Raw genomic sequence first — 15,824 nt, 5'->3', positions numbered from 1 at the left:
AAGCCCGGGCTGCACTGCACCCCGGGCTTGCTTGTTGGTTCTTCGTTCAGAACAGCTGAGGGGAACCAACCCGCTCGGCGTAGGCCTCTTCGCCGTGTTCAGCGACGTCAACGCCGAGGTTCTCGGCGGTTTCGCTCACCCGGAATTGAACACCGAGGCCACGCAGAACTCCAGCAATGAGCAGGGTGCCGATGGCCGCCAGGCCATAGGCCACCAGCACCGCCTGGAGCTGGCCAAGCACCAGGGCTCCACGGCCCTGTTCGGCCAAGACCTGCCCGGCAGGATGGGAAGAGATCAGCTCCGCGTTGGCGAAGACACCCGTGAGCAGAGCACCGGCGGTGCCGCCCACGCCGTGGACCGCGTAGGTGTCGAGAGAATCGTCAAAGCGCAGCTTCACCTTGAGCTGCACCGAGGCCGCGCAGAGGACCGCGGTGATCGCACCGATCGCCATGGCCGAGCCAATGGTCACAAAACCAGCGGCGGGGGTCACACCCACCAGACCAGCCACAGCACCGGTGGCCAGTCCCACGGCGGTGGGCTTGCCATCGCGCCAGGTTTCCACCAGGGACCAGGCCACCAAACCAGCAGCGGCGGCCACATGGGTCGTGGTGAATGGAATCTCCGCACCGCCGACAGCCAGCTGGCTGCCGCCGTTGAAGCCGAACCAACCAAACCAGAGAAGTCCGGTGCCCAGCAGGATCTGGGTCACGTCATGGGGAGGGCGAATCGCTTTGGGCCACTGGCGGCGAGCACCGATCAACCCCGCCAGCACCAAAGCCGAGACACCGGAGCTGATGTGCACGACCGTGCCACCCGCGAAGTCCAGGTCTTTGCCCAGGAAGCCGCCGCCCCAGACCATGTGGGCCAGAGGGGAATACACCAGCAGCAGCCAGATCGGCGTGAAGAGACACCAGAAGCGGAAGCTGATGCGCTCCACCAGGGCGCCGGAGATCAGGGCCGGCGTGATGATCGCGAACATCCCCTGGAACAGGGCAAAGGTCAGACCGGGAACAGCCAAACCGTCCCAGACCTCAGGAAGACGCTCCAGAAGAGCAAAGGTGAAGGGGTTACCCACCACTGCCTGGGCCACCCCACCATCGGCGAAAGCCAGGCTGAAGCCAAAGCTGGCCCAGACCAAGGTGGCGATGCCCATCATCACGAAGCTCATCGCCATCGTGTTGAGGACATTGCGCCCCTTGACAAAGCCGCCATAAAAGAAGGCCAGGCCAGGGGTCATCAACAGGACCATCGCCGCTGAGATCAGCAGCAGGGTGTTATCGGAACTAGAGAGCGCCGCCTCCGCAGCCTGAGCCGGAAGAAAGGCACCCGCCAGCAACTGAAGCGCAGGGACAGTGAGGGCAGCGATCAGCAATCTGCGCTGTCGCGAAAGAAACGGCACGCGAACTCATTCGGTGATGACCGATACCGTTTCAGACAGGCCGGGACACAAACTATTCACCATGAACATTGTCAGAGGATCCCAAAGCGGCCGCCGCCGCCCTCTGCTCAGACCTCCTTCCCATCGCCTTGCTGAGCGCGCAGGCGATCCACTCCTGCCGTAGCGACGCGCTGGGAGCGGTTGATCGCTTTGACAATGAAGAACAGGACCCATCCCACAATCAGGGAATTGAGCAGAACATTCAGCGCCTGACCAATCAGGAGCTGTCCCCCCGCATAGGGGATGACCCATTTCTCCCAGCCGCCATTGCGAATCAATGGATTCACCAAGGGCATCAAGAGATCTTTCGTGAGCGCATCGACGATCTGCTGAAACTGCGTGCCCACAACCACCGCGATGGCCAGATTCAGGGCATTGCCCTTCTGAAAGAAGAACTCCGTGAATTCACGCAACCAGCGACGAAAAGCGAGCATGAAGGACCAGGGAACTCAGACTTTCATTCGAACACGAGGCACAACGAGTCCTTAACCGTTCAGCCCTTGGAACCAGGTTCTTGAAGACCGGAGCGCAGAAACGCAACGCTCTTTTGAACACGCTCAATCTCATAGTCGGTTTTCACCTTCTGCTTCTCCAGGACCTCCACACGCTTCAAGAGATCTTCCAGAAGCTTGTTCTGGAGTGATTCCACTTGGACCAGCCGCTTCTTCTTGTCGGGATCCGCCAGCCCAGCAGAGGCCGCTCCATCCAGCACGGCACCTTCGGTCTCCAGATACACCTGAGCAAGACGCTCGAGAACCTTCGTGTACTGCTTGCCCTGACGCCGGCAGAGATCCCTAAAGCGATCCAAGACGTCAGGCCTGAAGTTCGCAGCGAAGGCACCAGGACGCGACACAACCAAGATTCATATAGCAAGAACAATACGCCTCTCCTCTTGGATCTATTTCCCGGTTCAGCGGCGGAGTGTTCCACCTTCGACGCGTCGCCCCCCCCGCAAACAGAAAACAGCCCTCCTGCATAGATCTGCATTGCAGTATCTATACAGAAGAGCTGGGTTGCCTCGGATCAGCACCGCTCGACCGGCACAAAAAAGGGGCACGGATGTGCCCCACATGCGTTGCGATAACTGAAGAGTTGGAGGGGAGAAGGTCAGTCTCTCCCCGACAGGCGATCAGTAGTCGAAGTCGCCGCCGCCCATGCCGCCGCCGGCAGGAGCTGCTTCCTTCTTCTCGGGCATGTCAGCCACGATGCACTCGGTGGTCAGAACCATGCCTGCGATCGAGGCAGCGTTCTGAAGACCGGAGCGGGTCACCTTGGCGGGATCGACAATGCCGGCAGCCAGCATGTCCACGTACTCGCCGGTGGCGGCGTTGTAGCCCTCATTGAAGGGCTTGTTCTTGACGTGCTCGGCCACCACGGAGCCGTTCACACCAGCGTTCTCAGCGATGCGCTTGAGGGGAGCCGTGAGAGCGGAAGCCACGATGGTGGCGCCGATCAGCTCTTCGCCGGAGAGGTTGGAGGCAGCCCACTGATCGAGGGCAGGAGCCAGGTGGGCCAGGGTGGTGCCACCGCCAGGAACGATGCCCTCTTCAACGGCCGCCTTGGTGGCGTTGATGGCGTCTTCCAGGCGCAGCTTCTTGTCCTTCATCTCGGTCTCGGTGGCGGCACCCACCTTGACCACGGCCACACCGCCGCTGAGCTTGGCCAGACGCTCCTGCAGCTTCTCCTTGTCGTAGGTGGAGTCCGTTTCGTCCATCTGCTTGCGGATCTGCTCGCAGCGGGCCTTCACGGCCACCTCGTTGCCTTCGGCGACGATGGTGGTGGTGTCCTTGTTGATGGTGATGCGGCGGGCGGTGCCCAGCATCTCCAGCTTGGTGTTCTCCAGCTTGAGGCCGGCGTCCTCGGTGATCAGCTGACCGTTGGTCAGGACAGCGATGTCCTCGAGCATGGCCTTACGGCGATCGCCGAAGCCAGGGGCCTTCACAGCGGCCACGTTCAGGACGCCACGCAGACGGTTCACCACGAGGGTGGCCAGGGCTTCCTTCTCGATGTCCTCAGCAATGATCAGCAGAGGCTTGCCGGTGCGGGCGATCTGCTCGAGCACGGGCACCAGATCCTGGACCAGACCGATCTTCTTGTCGGTCAGCAGGATGTAGGGCTCTTCCAGAACCGCTTCCATCCGCTCGGTGTCGGTGGCGAAGTAAGGGGAGATGTAGCCCTTGTCAAAGCGCATGCCCTCGGTGACCTCCAGCTCGGTGGTCATCGACTTGCCTTCCTCGAGGGAGATCACACCCTCTTTGCCAACCTTGTCCATGGCATCGGCGATCATCCGGCCGACTTCCTCGTCGTTGCCAGCGGAGATGGTGCCGACCTGGGCGATGGCGTTGGAGTCGCTGATGGGCTTGGCGTTCTCCTTGATCTTCTCGACCAGGAATTCAGCGGCCTTGTCGATGCCCTTCTTCAGGGTGATGGCGTTGGCGCCAGCAGCGACGTTGCGCAGACCGGACTTGACCATGGCGTGGGCCAGGACGGTCGCGGTGGTGGTGCCGTCACCGGCGGCATCGTTGGTCTTGGAGGCGGCCTGACGAATCAGGGCAACACCGGTGTTCTCGATGTGGTCCTCGAGCTCGATCTCTTTGGCGATGGTGACACCGTCATTGATGATCTGAGGAGCGCCGAACTTCTTCTCGAGGACGACGTTGCGGCCCTTGGGGCCCAGGGTCACGGCAACGGACTCAGCCAGGATGTCGATGCCTTTTTCCAGAGCGCGGCGAGCCTGCTCGTTGTAAATAATGCGCTTAGCCATGGGAGGCGGTTCTCGCGGAAAGTGGGGTTAGGGAAAAGTGTTCGGACTCAGCTGACGACAGCCAGGATGTCCTTCTCAGACAGGAGCACGTACTCGTCGCTGCCGAGCTTGATGTCGGTGCCGGCGTACTTGCTGTAGAGGACCTTGTCGCCAATGCTCACTTCAGGAGCCTGACGGGAACCATCGTCGTTGCGCTTGCCGGGGCCCACCTGCACCACTTCGCCCACCTGGGGCTTTTCTTTGGCGGAGTCAGGCAGAAGGATGCCGCCGGCGGTCTTCTCTTCGGACTCGGAGACCTTGATAAAGATGCGGTCGCCGAGGGGCTTGACGGTGGAAACGCTGAGGGAAACAGCAGCCATGGATGGAATTCGAGTTGGGTGGCGAAACCATTGGCATGGCGCCAGAGACGCTGCCAGGGTCGCGGCGTGTTCACGCCTGGGAACGCGAGTTAGCACTCACATCCCTTGAGTGCCAAGTTATGGGCTCGCTTCACGAGTTCACAACCATCTCGTGGGGCGGGTGACCGAACAGCGCGACGGGGGGGGTGACGGGGCCCGGGGTCGCGGTGGTATGTTTGCGCCGCTTCAGGCGGGAATGATCCCGCTGCGCGTCCTGCGACTTCTCCTTTAAATGGCTGCTGCTACTGCCACCGGCACCAAAGGCATCGTCCGGCAGGTGATCGGACCGGTGATCGACGTTGAATTTCCGGCCGGCAAGCTGCCAAAGATCTACAACGCTCTCCGCATTGAGGGCAAAAATTCTGCTGGTCAAGACGTTGCTCTGACCGCAGAGGTTCAACAGCTGCTCGGCGACCACCGCGTGCGTGCCGTGGCCATGAGCGGCACCGACGGTCTGGTGCGTGGCATGGACGCCATCGACACCGGCGCCTCCATCTCCGTGCCTGTGGGTGAAGCCACCCTGGGCCGCATCTTCAACGTGCTCGGCGAGCCCGTTGACGAACAGGGTCCGGTGAACACCACCGCCACCGCCCCCATCCACCGCGAAGCTCCCAAGCTGACCGACCTCGAAACCAAGCCCCAGGTGTTCGAGACCGGCATCAAGGTGATCGACCTGCTGGCTCCCTATCGCCAGGGCGGCAAGATCGGCCTGTTCGGTGGTGCCGGCGTGGGCAAAACCGTGCTGATCCAGGAGCTGATCAACAACATCGCCAAAGAGCACGGCGGTGTCTCGGTGTTCGCTGGCGTGGGCGAGCGCACCCGTGAAGGCAACGACCTCTACGAGGAATTCAAGGAATCGGGCGTGATCAACCCCGATGACCTGTCCAAGTCGAAGGTGGCCCTTTGCTACGGCCAGATGAACGAGCCCCCCGGCGCCCGCATGCGCGTGGGTCTCTCGGCTCTGACCATGGCTGAGCACTTCCGCGATGTGAACAAGCAGGACGTGCTGCTGTTCGTCGACAACATTTTCCGCTTCGTGCAGGCCGGTTCTGAGGTCTCAGCTCTGCTGGGCCGCATGCCTTCGGCTGTGGGCTACCAGCCCACCCTCGGTACCGACGTGGGTGCTCTCCAGGAGCGCATCACCTCGACCCTGGAAGGCTCGATCACCTCGATTCAGGCTGTGTACGTCCCTGCGGACGACCTGACCGACCCCGCACCGGCAACCACCTTCGCCCACCTGGACGCCACCACCGTGCTCAGCCGCGGTCTGGCCTCCAAGGGCATTTACCCCGCTGTGGATCCCCTTGATTCCACCAGCACCATGCTCCAGCCCGCCGTTGTGGGCGATGAGCACTACCGCACCGCCCGCGCTGTGCAGTCCACCCTGCAGCGCTACAAGGAGCTCCAGGACATCATCGCGATTCTCGGTCTGGACGAACTGTCCGAAGACGACCGTCGCACCGTGGACCGCGCCCGCAAGATCGAGAAGTTCCTCTCCCAGCCCTTCTTCGTGGCTGAGATCTTCACCGGCATGCCCGGCAAGTACGTGAAGCTTGAGGACACCATCAAGGGCTTCAACATGGTGCTCTCTGGTGAACTGGACCACCTCCCCGAGGCTGCCTTCTATCTGGTGGGCAACATCGACGAAGTGAAGGCAAAGGCTGCCAAGATCCAAGCCGACGCCAAAGGTTGATCCGGAGCGTTAGCTGATGTCTCTCACCCTCCGCGTTCTGGCCCCAGACCAGAGCGTCTTCGACGGCCCCGCCGACGAAGTCATCCTTCCTTCCACCACAGGCCAACTGGGCATTCTTCCCGGTCACGTCTCCCTGCTCACCGCCCTCGACTACGGGGTGCTTCGGGTTCGCGAGAACAACGACTGGAAAGCCATTGCTCTCCAAGGTGGTTTTGCTGAGATCGAAGCGGATGAAGTCACCGTTCTGGTGAACACCGCTGAACTCGGCAGCTCCATCAATGCTGATGAAGCCAACAAAGAACTGGAAGCGGCCACCGCCGCCGCGACCAAGTTCGAAGGTCAAGCCGCAAGCACTGAAAAGCTGAAGGCCCAACAGGCCCTCTCCCGAGCCCGCGCTCGGGTTCAAGCTGCAACGATCAACAACTGAGCTCAGACGCGTGTTCAGTGCTCAAGCGCCCCCTCGGGGGCGCTTTTTTATGCTCAGCCCACAGATCCCAAGCCATGGGCCTCGGCACAACTCTCGGCAGGCAGCTGCGCCAATGGCTGATCCAGAACCCTGAGGCGTTGAAGAGCGGGCGGGCAATCGCCAACCGCCTCATCGATGCCCTGGGTGCTGAGGACGGCCTTAAGGGGCCGATCCGGGACCTCGCCAACCAACCCCTGCTGCTGCAACTGCTCCATGGGGAAGGCGCCAGCCAAGCCAGTGCCCGAGCAAGCTTGGTAGCACACATTCGGCAGACCTACTCACCGGAAGTCCAGGCCGAGCTGGAGGATCTGCTCAACGCGGCCTGTGGCCAAGCTCCACCGCCAAGCGCACCCTCCTCACCACCGTCAGCGCCGAAACCTCAAGCGGTTGAGGGCAAGCTCAGGCCCACCCTGCGCCGGCTCGAACCCCTCGCTCCAGGGCTGGTCCTCTCAGCCTGCGGCGCGCTGGTGCTGAGCTGGTTTGGGCAAGAACTGGACCGGCTGATCTTCGATGGCTGGGGCTGGAGCGGGGGCATGGTCCTGGTACTCGGCCTTGCCAGCCTGAGCATCGGGCCCTGGCGCCAACCCTTGAGACATCGCTGGAGTCTCAGCAGCGAGCAAGCCACGAGGCCAAGGGAGGTCTGGCGCTGGATCAGTGCTCCTTGGGTGCATGGCAACGGCGTGGAGGCCGCGGTGAATCTGACCGTGCTGCTGATCGTTCTGGGGAACTCGCCCCTGCCCTTAGGTCAGGTGATCCTGCGCTACAGCCTCACGGCCCTGGCCTGCCTGACCCTGGCCGCGATCTGCGCCGAACGCTGGACCATCCAACGCACCTGGAGCGGATCTTCAGGTGCGGTCTGTGCCCTGATTGGTCTGGCGGCCGGCTCCAGCCTGCTGCACTGGAAGCTGTTGGTCTTTCGCCCCCTGGGCTTGAGTATTCCGGCCTGGGTGCTACTGCTGCTCGTGGGTGCCCTGCAACTGGGATGGCAACTGCCCCGCCAACAATCCGGTGAAGACAGCACGGCCCTTCAACGGTTATTGGCCTCCAGCTGCAGCTGGGGACTGATCCTGGGCCTGCTCTGGGCCCTGATCAGCCGGCTGCAGGAATGGCTCTAGCGGCACCTTGCATGTAGCGACCCCAGAGGTCCGCCACCAAACCACCGCTCGCTCCGGAGGCGGGACGGTTGTCGTCGTTCCCCATCCAGATCGCCGTCAGCAACTTCAGCGAGGGGGAGTAGCCAATGAACAGGGCATCCACGCCGTTGTTGGTGGTGCCGGTCTTGCCACGGGCGTCCGGGATCACACCGGCCGCACGGCCGGTGCCCCCCTGGACGACCCCAGCCAGCAGTTGGTCCATCGCCGCGGCCACCTCCGGCCGGAGCAGCTGGCGGGATCGCTCCCCAATCGGGGTCGTCACACCCCGGGCCGGGCAACGATCCAGGCTCTTGATCGAACGGCAAATCCCGAGGTCGTAGATGCGGCTAACCCCGTGCACCGGCACCGAGCGGCCGCCGTTGGCCACCACGGCGTAGGCCCGGGCCATCTCATAGAGGTAGGTCTCGCGGCCGCCCAGCATGGTGTTGTAGTCGGCGTCCAGCGGCGTCGTAATGCCCAGCCGGCGCGCCAGTTTGAGCACCTGGGAGAACCCTGCCCGCTCCGCCAGGCGCAAGGCCACCACGTTCTCCGAGCCGGCCAGCCCCGCCGCCACGCTCATGGCCCCCGTCCGTTGGCGGCAGCCCCCGACATAGTCCAGGGGGGCACAGGAGATGGACGCCGACGGGGAGACGCCCGCCGCGAGGGCGGCCAGGAAGGGAAAGAGCTTGAAGGTCGAACCGGGCTGGCGCAGGGCCTGCACCCGGTCAAAACTCGAGCGGCTGTAGTCCCCGCCGCCGACGTAGGCCAGGATGTCGCCCGTCTCGGTGTTCAGGCTGATCAGGGCTCCCTGGGTCAAGCCCGCCGAAGCTGCCGGTCCTTCCAGGAAACGCCTGAGCTGCTCCTGCGCCAACTGCTGGAGTTTGGGGTTGATCGTGCTCTCCACGGCGTAATTCCCTGCCGCATCCGAACCCCTGAGATTCAGGCCAAAGCGGGTGCCCTCGAGCTCCCCGATCACGTAGTCACTGAAGAAGGGATAGCTGCTAAAGCTCGACTCTCGGCAAGCCGAAGGGTCGATGTTCAGGGGCCGCCGCTGGGCATCGACCAGGCCCTGATCGCTCAGCCACCCCTGCTCATGCATCAGCTTCAGCACCAGGTTGCGGCGCTCGAGGCCCGCCCCGGGATCCTTGAGATTGCAGGGGCTGTAGCCGTTGGGGCTGGGGAGCAGTCCGACCAAAAAGGCCGACTGTCCGACGTCCAGATCGCTGGCGGACTGGCGGAAATAGAGCTGAGCGGCCTGCTCAAACCCCTCGGTCCCCAGGCCCAGATAGGCGCGATCGAGATAGAGCTTGAGGATCTGGTTTTTGCTGAAGCCCACCTCCAGCTGCAAGGCCACCGACAACTCCCGAAGCTTGCGGGTGAGGCTCAGATCCCGCCCCACCTCTGGGTAGACCATGCGGGCCACCTGTTGGGTCAGGCCGCTTCCGCCTCCGCTCCCCAGGACCGCCGAGCGCAGGGTGCCGAACAAATCAATGCCGCTGTTCCAGCCAAACCGCGCCTCCTCTGAAGCCAGCAGGGCCTGGCGCAGATGCAAGGGGTAGGACTGCAAGGACGGCAGCGCCGTGGAGGAGCCTTCCTTCGCGTCCACCTGCTGGCCATTGGCCGCAAAGATCTTGACCGGGCCTTCAATGCTCCGGATCCTCGAGCCACCGCCGATGCTGGCCGCCAGGAGCATGCCGCTCACCAAGAGGGCAGAACCCGCCAGGGCACTGATGCCCAGCAGGCGAACCGCCTGTTCCAGAGGGCTGCGGGGGTGGACGTAGCGCAGCTCAGGCGCCTGGCCCTTCAGCGGTGAGCCCAGTTGCACGACATCCCCGTCGCGCAGCTGAATCCAGCGGATGCGCCGGTCCCGGTGGAAGAGCCCATTCGAGGAACCAAAGTCCTCCAAGGCAAAGTCCCGATCGCTGGGACGCTCCTTCTCGAGGATCGCGTGAACCCGGCTCAGGGCCGGGTCGGACAGGGGCAGCTCGCAGGAGGGATCACGGCCGAGGCGATAGCGCTGAGTCTCGAGGTCGAGCTCCTGGAGCTTCTGCTCCCTCACCCAGAGCTCGAGGCGCGGCTGGTGCTGCAGCAGCGCCGGCAGGGTGCGGCGCACCGCATCGGGACGCTCGCGCCAAGGTCCGCGGAAGGCTGCCCGGGCGAATGCTGCCCACGCCTCACGAACGGCCGGCGAGGCAAGGCGATCCAAGCGAGGGGAGGTGCTCAGGCGGGTGATGCAGTCCGGCCATAGGCTAAGACCAGCCAACGTCAGCCCCCTTCGGTGCAGCGTCAACGGGACCCCTGGGAGCCCTTTCGCCTCTGGTTGGCGATCACGATCGGCCTCTATGCGCTGCGGGCCTTCTTTGCCTTCACCTGGGTTGGCGCGATCCCCGGCTGGATCCTGCTGTTGATGGTGCTCGTGGCCCTGGCCCTGGCCAGCAAAGCGGTCCTCTTCCCCGGGCGCGTCCTTCCCTATCGCGAGGGGGATGGCGGCCTCTGGAACGACCTCCGCGATGACTGGAGAATCTGGTGGGCCCGCCGGCGAGGGGAGCGATGAGCGCCCCCAAAGCCCGGCTGGTGCTCGCGAGCGATCCCAGCAAAGCCGCGCCCCTCGATTCCAAACAACCCCTGACCATCGGCAAGGCGCCGAGCAATCGGCTCTGCCTCGCCAGCCAAACCGGGGTCTCCGATCACCACGCCGTCGTCCGGTTCTCGCAAACCCAGGGCTGGTTGGTCTGCGAGTGGCAAAGCAACGACGGGACCTTCCACGAAGGGCAACGGATTCAACAGTGCCGCCAGCTCGAGGACGGTGATGAAATCCGGCTCGGACTCCAGGGCCCCGTGCTGCAGTTCGAGCTGATCGCGGCCACTCCGACCAAGCCAGCGGCCGCCCCAGCCCAACCCAAACCTGCAGCGCCCCGCCGGATCGATGTGGATGGGGAGCCGGTAGAGCTTGCCGAGATCCTCTCAGCGGGGGTGCAGAGCCTGCCCCGCCATCCCCACGTCTTCAGCTGGTGGCTGCTGCTCTGCCTTGGGGGCCTGTTGCTTCTGCCCTTCCCGCTGGTCTTCTGGCCCCTGGAGATCGGTGCCCTGGCCGGCTGGATCCTGCTGGGGTCCCGCAAGGACCACAGCCTGGTGGTGGTGCTTCGCGATGGACGCGCCCTGCGCCATGGCTTTGCCAACCGCCGCACCGCCCTGGCCCACCGCAACGGCATCCGCAAGGCCCTCGGAGCCCAGGCCCGATGAACACCCTGCTGCCGCTGGGGACCCGCCTGACCTTCGATGGCCTGGAGCAGCCCCTGGAGATCGAGCGCTGCCTGGGGGGCGGCACCCAAGGGCAGGTCTACGCCGTGCGCTGCGGCGCTGAGGCGCTCGCCCTGAAGTGGTATTTCCCCAGTTGCGTCGTCCGCGACCCGCTGTTGCGGCAGCGGCTGCAGCGAAGCATTCGCCTGGGGGCCCCCAACGGCGACTTCCTCTGGCCGATGGCCCTGCTGGAGCCCACTGCGGAGAGTCGTCCGCTGCTCCGGAGCCAAGAGCCCGGTTTCGGCTACCTGATGCCCCTACGGCCCAGTGGCTTTCAGGGGGCCCATCTCCACGCCGGCGGACGGATGGAGATCAGCCTGCAGAACATCCTGCGGGCCTGCTTCTTCCTGGCCACGGCCTTCCACGAACTCCACCTCAAGGGGCTCTGTTACAAGGACATCTCCCTGGGGAACCTCTTCCTCAGGCCCAGTGATGGGGCGATCTTGATCTGCGATAACGACAACGTCGCGGTCGACGGCCAGGGCACCGGCAGCGTGCTCGGAACCCCGGGCTTCATGGCCCCGGAGGTGCTGCTGGGCTCAGCCAAGCCCAGTGCCAGCACCGATCAATTCAGCCTGGCCGTGCTGCTCTTTCGGCTGCTCACCCGCCACGACCCCTTCCGCGGTCAACAGGAACTGGCGATCCGCTGCCTCGATGAACCCGCCCGGCGCCGGCTCTACGGCGAGGAGGCCCTGTTCATCTTTGATCCAGTGAATCCCGCGAACCGCCCGGACCCTGAGGAACACGCCGCGGCCCTGATCACCTGGCCGATTTATCCGCGAAGCCTCCAGCAACTCTTCGAGACCAGCTTCGGTGCGGGGCTACGGCAACCCAGCCAACGCCCGCTGACGGGGCAGTGGAAACAGCAGCTCGCGCGCTGCCTGGATCAACGGCAGCTCTGCCACCACTGCGGCGAAGAACGCTTCCAAGACGGCCCCTGCTGGAGCTGCGGTCAGAGCAACCCAGGGGGCTTGCAGCTGCAACTGCCCCAGGGGCGGGTGGCAGCCTGCCCGGGCAATGCCCTGCATCCCCATCACTTCGATAGACGCCGCGGCGAACGCCTCGATCAGCCCCTGGCCCTGCTTGTCGCCCACCCCACGGACGCTGCCGTGGTGGGCCTACGCAACCTCAGCGAAGCCCCCTGGCAGGGGCAGTTGCCCAATGGCCAACGGCTCGAAGTGGAGCCGGGCAAAACCTGTAATGTCGCGGCCCTGCAGCAGCTCAGCACCCCGGCCGGGCCGATCACCCCGATCCGCAGATAAGCCATGCCCTTCCCCAACGTTCGCCTCAGCAACCGCCCGCTGCACTTCATCTACCTCTGCGATTGCTCTGGCTCCATGGCCGCCCAGGGCAAGATGCAGGCCCTGAACCAGGCGATCCGCCAGTCCCTCCCTGGCATGGCGGAGGTGGCCGATCAAAACCCGGAGGCGCGGGTGCTGGTGCGGGCCCTGCGCTTTGCCGACGGCGCCGCCTGGCACCTAGCCGAACCCACCCCGGTGCAGGAGCTGCAGTGGCATGACCTGGAGGCCGGGGGCATCACGGCCATGGGGGAAGCCCTGGAGTTGGTGGCCAGCGTCCTGCAGTCCCCGCCCATGGAGGAGCGGGCCCTGCCGCCGGTCCTGGTTCTGATCTCCGATGGCCAACCCACGGACGACTTCGATGCGGGCCTGGCCAAGCTGATGCGCGAACCCTGGGCGCAGAAGGCCGTGCGCCTGGCGATCGCCATGGGCCATGACGCCGACCTGGAGGTGCTCCAGCACTTCATCGGGCCAGAGCCCAGCGGTGGCGGGAAATCCCCGCGGCGCCCGCTGCAGGCCAGCAATGCCACCACCCTGGCGCAGTACATCCAGTGGGCCTCGACCGCTGTTGTCGGAGCCGCCTCCATGCCCGCCAGCCGGCTGGATGACGCGCCAAACGAGGGAGGCAACATCCCCCTGCCGGATCTGCCCCCGACCTTGCTGGATCCCCTCGATGATGTCGGGCCCCTGGTGTGGTGATGCGCGCCTGGTCTGCCGCCCGCCATTGCAGCGTCATCGGCGCCGCCCACCGGCGTCAGAGCAAGCCCTGCCAAGACGCCTCCCAGGTCTGCGAAATCAGCCCTGACCTCCAACTGCTGCTGGTCTCCGATGGCCATGGCGGCAGCCGCTATCGCCTCAGTGACGTGGGCAGCCGACTGGCCTGTCTGGCAGCAGAGCAGGCAGTGGCGGCGGTGTCCTCAGCACTCTCTCTGAAGGACGAGCAGGGTTGGCGCCAGCAGTTGGAGCGGGAGCTGCCGGCCGCCATCGAGCAGCGCTGGCTTCGCGCGATCGAGGAGCACTGGAGTAGTCAGGCCGAGGCAGCGGAGGCGTCGTTCTCCAGCTCCCTCTACGGCTGCACCTTGGGGATGGTCCTGCTGACGCCCCAGTGGTGGGGCTGCACCGGGATCGGCGACTGGGATCTGGTGGCCATTCAAGCCGGTGGGGAGGCCAGCCTGGTGAACCAAGAGCAGCTGGCCCAAGCCTCCGGCGAAGCCACCCTCAGCCTCTGCCAGAGCCACGCCCTCAGCGCCTGGACTGCGCGGGCTCAACTCCACCCCCACCCCAGCGAAACGGCTTTGGTGCTCTGCACCGATGGGATCCGCAAGTCCTGCGCCACCGATGCGGATTTCCTGCAGCTCTGCCTCCAGATGCTGGAGATCGAAGGGGAGGCCCTGGCCCAGGGACTGAAGGAGATCACGGCCCAAGGCAGCGGGGATGACGTCTCGGTCGCCATCGCCCAGCGGAGCGTCCCAGCCAACATCCAGCGGAGCGCATCCCTGGCCACCCTGGGCGTTGCCGCGGCCGTGCTGGGCGCCGGCCTCTGGTGGTGGTGGCTGAAGCCCAGTGATCCCCTCACCCTCGAGATCCAGCAGCTCTGCGGGCATCCCGAGCGCATTGAGGCCAGCCTCAAGCAACGGCGCCAGCAATTCCAGGCGCTGCTGAGCTCACCGGCCAAGGCACGGGAGCTGTTGGATCACCCCCAGCGGGATCCCCTGGGCGCACTCATTGCCCGTAGTGCCCCAGCGACCCAATCCGCCCTGGAGGTCTGCCCAGCCCTGGAGCAAGCCCTGCGGGCGCAATGGAAGGCGGCAGGCGAGACTCAAGAGCCATCCCGCGCCCCGGCGCGACCATGAACGACTACCAGCTCGGCGTGAAGCTGCGGCGCCAAATCCTGGCGGACTTTGAGCGGGGGATCAGCAGTGATGCGCGCCGCTACCAGGCCCTGCTCAGCGACTTTTGCGGGGACAGCGAACTGCTGCTGCTGCCGGCCCTGAAGCACCTGGTGCAAACCGCCGCCTTCCAGGAGGCAGCGGCCGAGCGGCCGCCCCTTCCCGGCGAAACCCAGCTCAACCTGCGGCTGCAGCAGGAACTCGACGCCCTCTTCGCCCCGGCCCTCTGCCTGCGGATGGCCGAGGTCCTGCGGGGCCTGCTGGGCCTGGCCCCCGATGGACAGGCGATCCCCAGCATTGAGGTCCAAGACGACGTCGTTGATCAGCCGATCACGGCCGTTCCGCGCTCCAACAGCGGTCTGGTGGCGGTGCTGAGCTTCATCGCTGGGGTGCTGGTGGTGGGCGTCGTCGGCGCCCTGACTTGGCTGGTGCTGCTCAACCGATCCCTGACGCCATCCACCGCACCAGCGCCGGCGCTGGTGAGCGCGCCCGAGCCCACCACAACGGAACCGGAGCCGGCCACCACTGAACCCAAGCCGGATCCGGCCCAACTCCAGCTGAACCAGGCCATCGAGACCGTGCGTCAGCTCTATGACGACATCTCCCTGGGAAACAGCGCTGCGGCCAAGCAACTGTTCAGCCCCCAGGCCGCCGATCAATTCGACCCCGCCTTCTTCAGCCAATTCCAACGGGTGGCCGTGGACAGCCTCCAAGAAGTGAGCCGCGATGGATCCAAGATCACCCTCCAGGGGGTCGTGACCTTCGTCTATCCCGATGGCACCAGCCAGGCGGAATCACGATCCTTCACCGTGGACACCGCCACCCAACCGGGGCTCATCACGGCCAGCAGCTTTGATCAGGTGGTCAGTCCGCGCCGTTGAAGGCACAAAAAAACCCCCGCAGAGCGGGGGCTGAAACGAAAGGGGTAGCCGCGAATCAGGCGGTACCGCAGAAGGTGACGTCGGGGAACTTGAGCTTGGCCTCTTCGAGGCTCTTGCCCTTGCCTTCCTCTTGCCAGTAGTTGATCACTTCGGTGGCCTTGTTCAGGACCTCGACGCGCTCGTTATCGGTAATCCAGCTCTTGCCTTCCAGTTCGGACTTCAGGGTTTCCCACGCATCCTCACGGGGCCAGAAGAAGTAGGAGGTCAGGGGGCTGGGACCGCCACCGACAATCTGGTCAACGGCCAGGGCCACGTTGTCCGGCAACCAGAGGATCTTCAGAAGGAAGCGGCCCTCATCGGCCTTCGGGGTACGGCCGGAGGGAACGCCGTTCTCGTCGATGGTGGCGGAAGCCAGGGCAGCGCTGGCACCGCTCAGCACCGGACGGCCCTCGGTGGTCTCCGTCGAGGAACCCTCCGTCGCGGCAGTCGCCACGGCGCTTTCAGCGCTCTCGGTGCTCATGGTGTCCGCGCTCAAGGCTTAATGACAAACAACTAACCTACCAG

The 15,824-nt window shown here is 64.8% G+C and carries 16 protein-coding genes; 9 read left to right on the top strand and 7 right to left on the bottom strand.

What is annotated here, in order from left to right:
• Positions 1–46: 46 nt before the first annotated feature.
• From MY494_RS11005 to groES, 5 genes are all read right to left on the bottom strand, one after another.
• A complete protein-coding gene (locus tag MY494_RS11005) occupies positions 47–1,372 on the bottom strand; it encodes an ammonium transporter (RefSeq protein WP_247910286.1) in 1,326 nt (441 codons plus the stop codon).
• 134 nt (positions 1,373–1,506) lie between these two features.
• Positions 1,507–1,872, bottom strand: a complete 366-nt coding sequence (locus MY494_RS11000) for an MscL family protein (protein WP_247910285.1) — start codon at positions 1,870–1,872, stop codon at positions 1,507–1,509.
• 59 nt (positions 1,873–1,931) lie between these two features.
• On the bottom strand, positions 1,932–2,291 hold the full coding sequence (locus MY494_RS10995) for a hypothetical protein (protein ID WP_247910284.1): 360 nt from the start codon (positions 2,289–2,291) through the stop codon (positions 1,932–1,934).
• Between the two features lie 276 nt (positions 2,292–2,567).
• Positions 2,568–4,202: a chaperonin GroEL gene (groL, locus tag MY494_RS10990; RefSeq protein WP_247910283.1), complete on the bottom strand. Its 1,635-nt coding sequence runs from the start codon at positions 4,200–4,202 to the stop codon at positions 2,568–2,570.
• 47 nt (positions 4,203–4,249) lie between these two features.
• Positions 4,250–4,561 carry a co-chaperone GroES gene (gene groES / locus MY494_RS10985; RefSeq protein ID WP_247910282.1) on the bottom strand — a complete coding sequence of 104 codons (312 nt, stop codon included), beginning with the start codon at positions 4,559–4,561 and terminating at the stop codon, positions 4,250–4,252.
• Positions 4,562–4,832: 271 nt separating this feature from the next.
• Here groES and atpD point away from each other — a divergent pair, with 271 nt between their 5' ends.
• The 3 genes from atpD (at position 4,833) to MY494_RS10970 (ending at position 7,874) form a co-directional block, all read left to right on the top strand.
• Positions 4,833–6,293: a F0F1 ATP synthase subunit beta gene (gene atpD, locus MY494_RS10980; protein WP_247910281.1), complete on the top strand. Its 1,461-nt coding sequence runs from the start codon at positions 4,833–4,835 to the stop codon at positions 6,291–6,293.
• Positions 6,294–6,309: 16 nt separating this feature from the next.
• Entirely contained in the window at positions 6,310–6,720 is a 411-nt protein-coding gene (atpC, locus tag MY494_RS10975) for an ATP synthase F1 subunit epsilon (protein WP_247910280.1), read from the top strand.
• A 74-nt stretch (positions 6,721–6,794) separates the two neighbouring features.
• Positions 6,795–7,874, top strand: coding sequence for a rhomboid family intramembrane serine protease (locus tag MY494_RS10970; RefSeq protein ID WP_247910279.1), 1,080 nt, complete (start codon positions 6,795–6,797; stop codon positions 7,872–7,874).
• Here the strand turns inward: MY494_RS10970 and MY494_RS10965 are convergent.
• Complete coding sequence (locus MY494_RS10965) at positions 7,849–10,155, bottom strand: transglycosylase domain-containing protein (RefSeq protein ID WP_247910278.1); 2,307 nt, start codon at positions 10,153–10,155, stop codon at positions 7,849–7,851. The two genes, MY494_RS10970 and MY494_RS10965, sit on opposite strands and share 26 nt — an antisense overlap.
• A gap of 15 nt (positions 10,156–10,170) precedes the next feature.
• On the opposite strand from MY494_RS10965, the gene MY494_RS10960 reads away from it, so the two are divergent.
• The 6 genes from MY494_RS10960 to MY494_RS10935 are packed head-to-tail and all read left to right on the top strand — an operon-like array spanning position 10,171 to position 15,260.
• A complete protein-coding gene (locus MY494_RS10960; RefSeq protein ID WP_247910277.1) occupies positions 10,171–10,446 on the top strand; it encodes a hypothetical protein in 276 nt (91 codons plus the stop codon).
• Positions 10,443–11,135, top strand: coding sequence for an FHA domain-containing protein (locus MY494_RS10955; protein WP_247910276.1), 693 nt, complete (start codon positions 10,443–10,445; stop codon positions 11,133–11,135). Before MY494_RS10960 ends, MY494_RS10955 begins: the two co-directional genes overlap by 4 nt.
• Positions 11,132–12,454, top strand: coding sequence for a protein kinase (locus tag MY494_RS10950; RefSeq protein ID WP_247910275.1), 1,323 nt, complete (start codon positions 11,132–11,134; stop codon positions 12,452–12,454). The genes MY494_RS10955 and MY494_RS10950 overlap by 4 nt, the downstream gene beginning before the upstream one ends.
• A gap of 3 nt (positions 12,455–12,457) precedes the next feature.
• Positions 12,458–13,189, top strand: a complete 732-nt coding sequence (locus tag MY494_RS10945; RefSeq protein WP_247910274.1) for a VWA domain-containing protein — start codon at positions 12,458–12,460, stop codon at positions 13,187–13,189.
• Entirely contained in the window at positions 13,189–14,343 is a 1,155-nt protein-coding gene (locus MY494_RS10940; RefSeq protein ID WP_247910273.1) for a PP2C family serine/threonine-protein phosphatase, read from the top strand. The genes MY494_RS10945 and MY494_RS10940 overlap by 1 nt, the downstream gene beginning before the upstream one ends.
• A complete protein-coding gene (locus MY494_RS10935) occupies positions 14,340–15,260 on the top strand; it encodes a hypothetical protein (RefSeq protein WP_247910272.1) in 921 nt (306 codons plus the stop codon). Before MY494_RS10940 ends, MY494_RS10935 begins: the two co-directional genes overlap by 4 nt.
• 55 nt (positions 15,261–15,315) lie before the next feature.
• On the opposite strand, the gene MY494_RS10930 is transcribed toward MY494_RS10935, so the two are convergent.
• Positions 15,316–15,780 (bottom strand): 30S ribosomal protein PSRP-3, encoded by a 465-nt coding sequence (locus MY494_RS10930; protein WP_371820600.1) that lies wholly within the window; start codon positions 15,778–15,780, stop codon positions 15,316–15,318.
• Positions 15,781–15,824 lie beyond the last annotated feature (44 nt).

The organism is Synechococcus sp. A10-1-5-1 (assembly GCF_023115425.1).
Taxonomy (GTDB): Bacteria; Cyanobacteriota; Cyanobacteriia; order PCC-6307; family Cyanobiaceae; genus Vulcanococcus.
This window is presented reverse-complemented; position numbering and strand designations above follow the sequence as displayed.

Coding starts and splice junctions, on each gene's coding strand:
- MY494_RS11000 (WP_247910285.1), bottom strand. CDS start 1,872: ATGCTCGCTTTTCGTCGCTGGTTGCGTGAATTCACGGAGTTCTTCTTT.
- groL (WP_247910283.1), bottom strand. CDS start 4,202: ATGGCTAAGCGCATTATTTACAACGAGCAGGCTCGCCGCGCTCTGGAA.
- groES (WP_247910282.1), bottom strand. CDS start 4,561: ATGGCTGCTGTTTCCCTCAGCGTTTCCACCGTCAAGCCCCTCGGCGAC.
- atpD (WP_247910281.1), top strand. CDS start 4,833: ATGGCTGCTGCTACTGCCACCGGCACCAAAGGCATCGTCCGGCAGGTG.
- atpC (WP_247910280.1), top strand. CDS start 6,310: ATGTCTCTCACCCTCCGCGTTCTGGCCCCAGACCAGAGCGTCTTCGAC.
- MY494_RS10970 (WP_247910279.1), top strand. CDS start 6,795: ATGGGCCTCGGCACAACTCTCGGCAGGCAGCTGCGCCAATGGCTGATC.
- MY494_RS10955 (WP_247910276.1), top strand. CDS start 10,443: ATGAGCGCCCCCAAAGCCCGGCTGGTGCTCGCGAGCGATCCCAGCAAA.
- MY494_RS10950 (WP_247910275.1), top strand. CDS start 11,132: ATGAACACCCTGCTGCCGCTGGGGACCCGCCTGACCTTCGATGGCCTG.
- MY494_RS10945 (WP_247910274.1), top strand. CDS start 12,458: ATGCCCTTCCCCAACGTTCGCCTCAGCAACCGCCCGCTGCACTTCATC.
- MY494_RS10940 (WP_247910273.1), top strand. CDS start 13,189: ATGCGCGCCTGGTCTGCCGCCCGCCATTGCAGCGTCATCGGCGCCGCC.
- MY494_RS10935 (WP_247910272.1), top strand. CDS start 14,340: ATGAACGACTACCAGCTCGGCGTGAAGCTGCGGCGCCAAATCCTGGCG.
- MY494_RS10930 (WP_371820600.1), bottom strand. CDS start 15,780: ATGAGCACCGAGAGCGCTGAAAGCGCCGTGGCGACTGCCGCGACGGAG.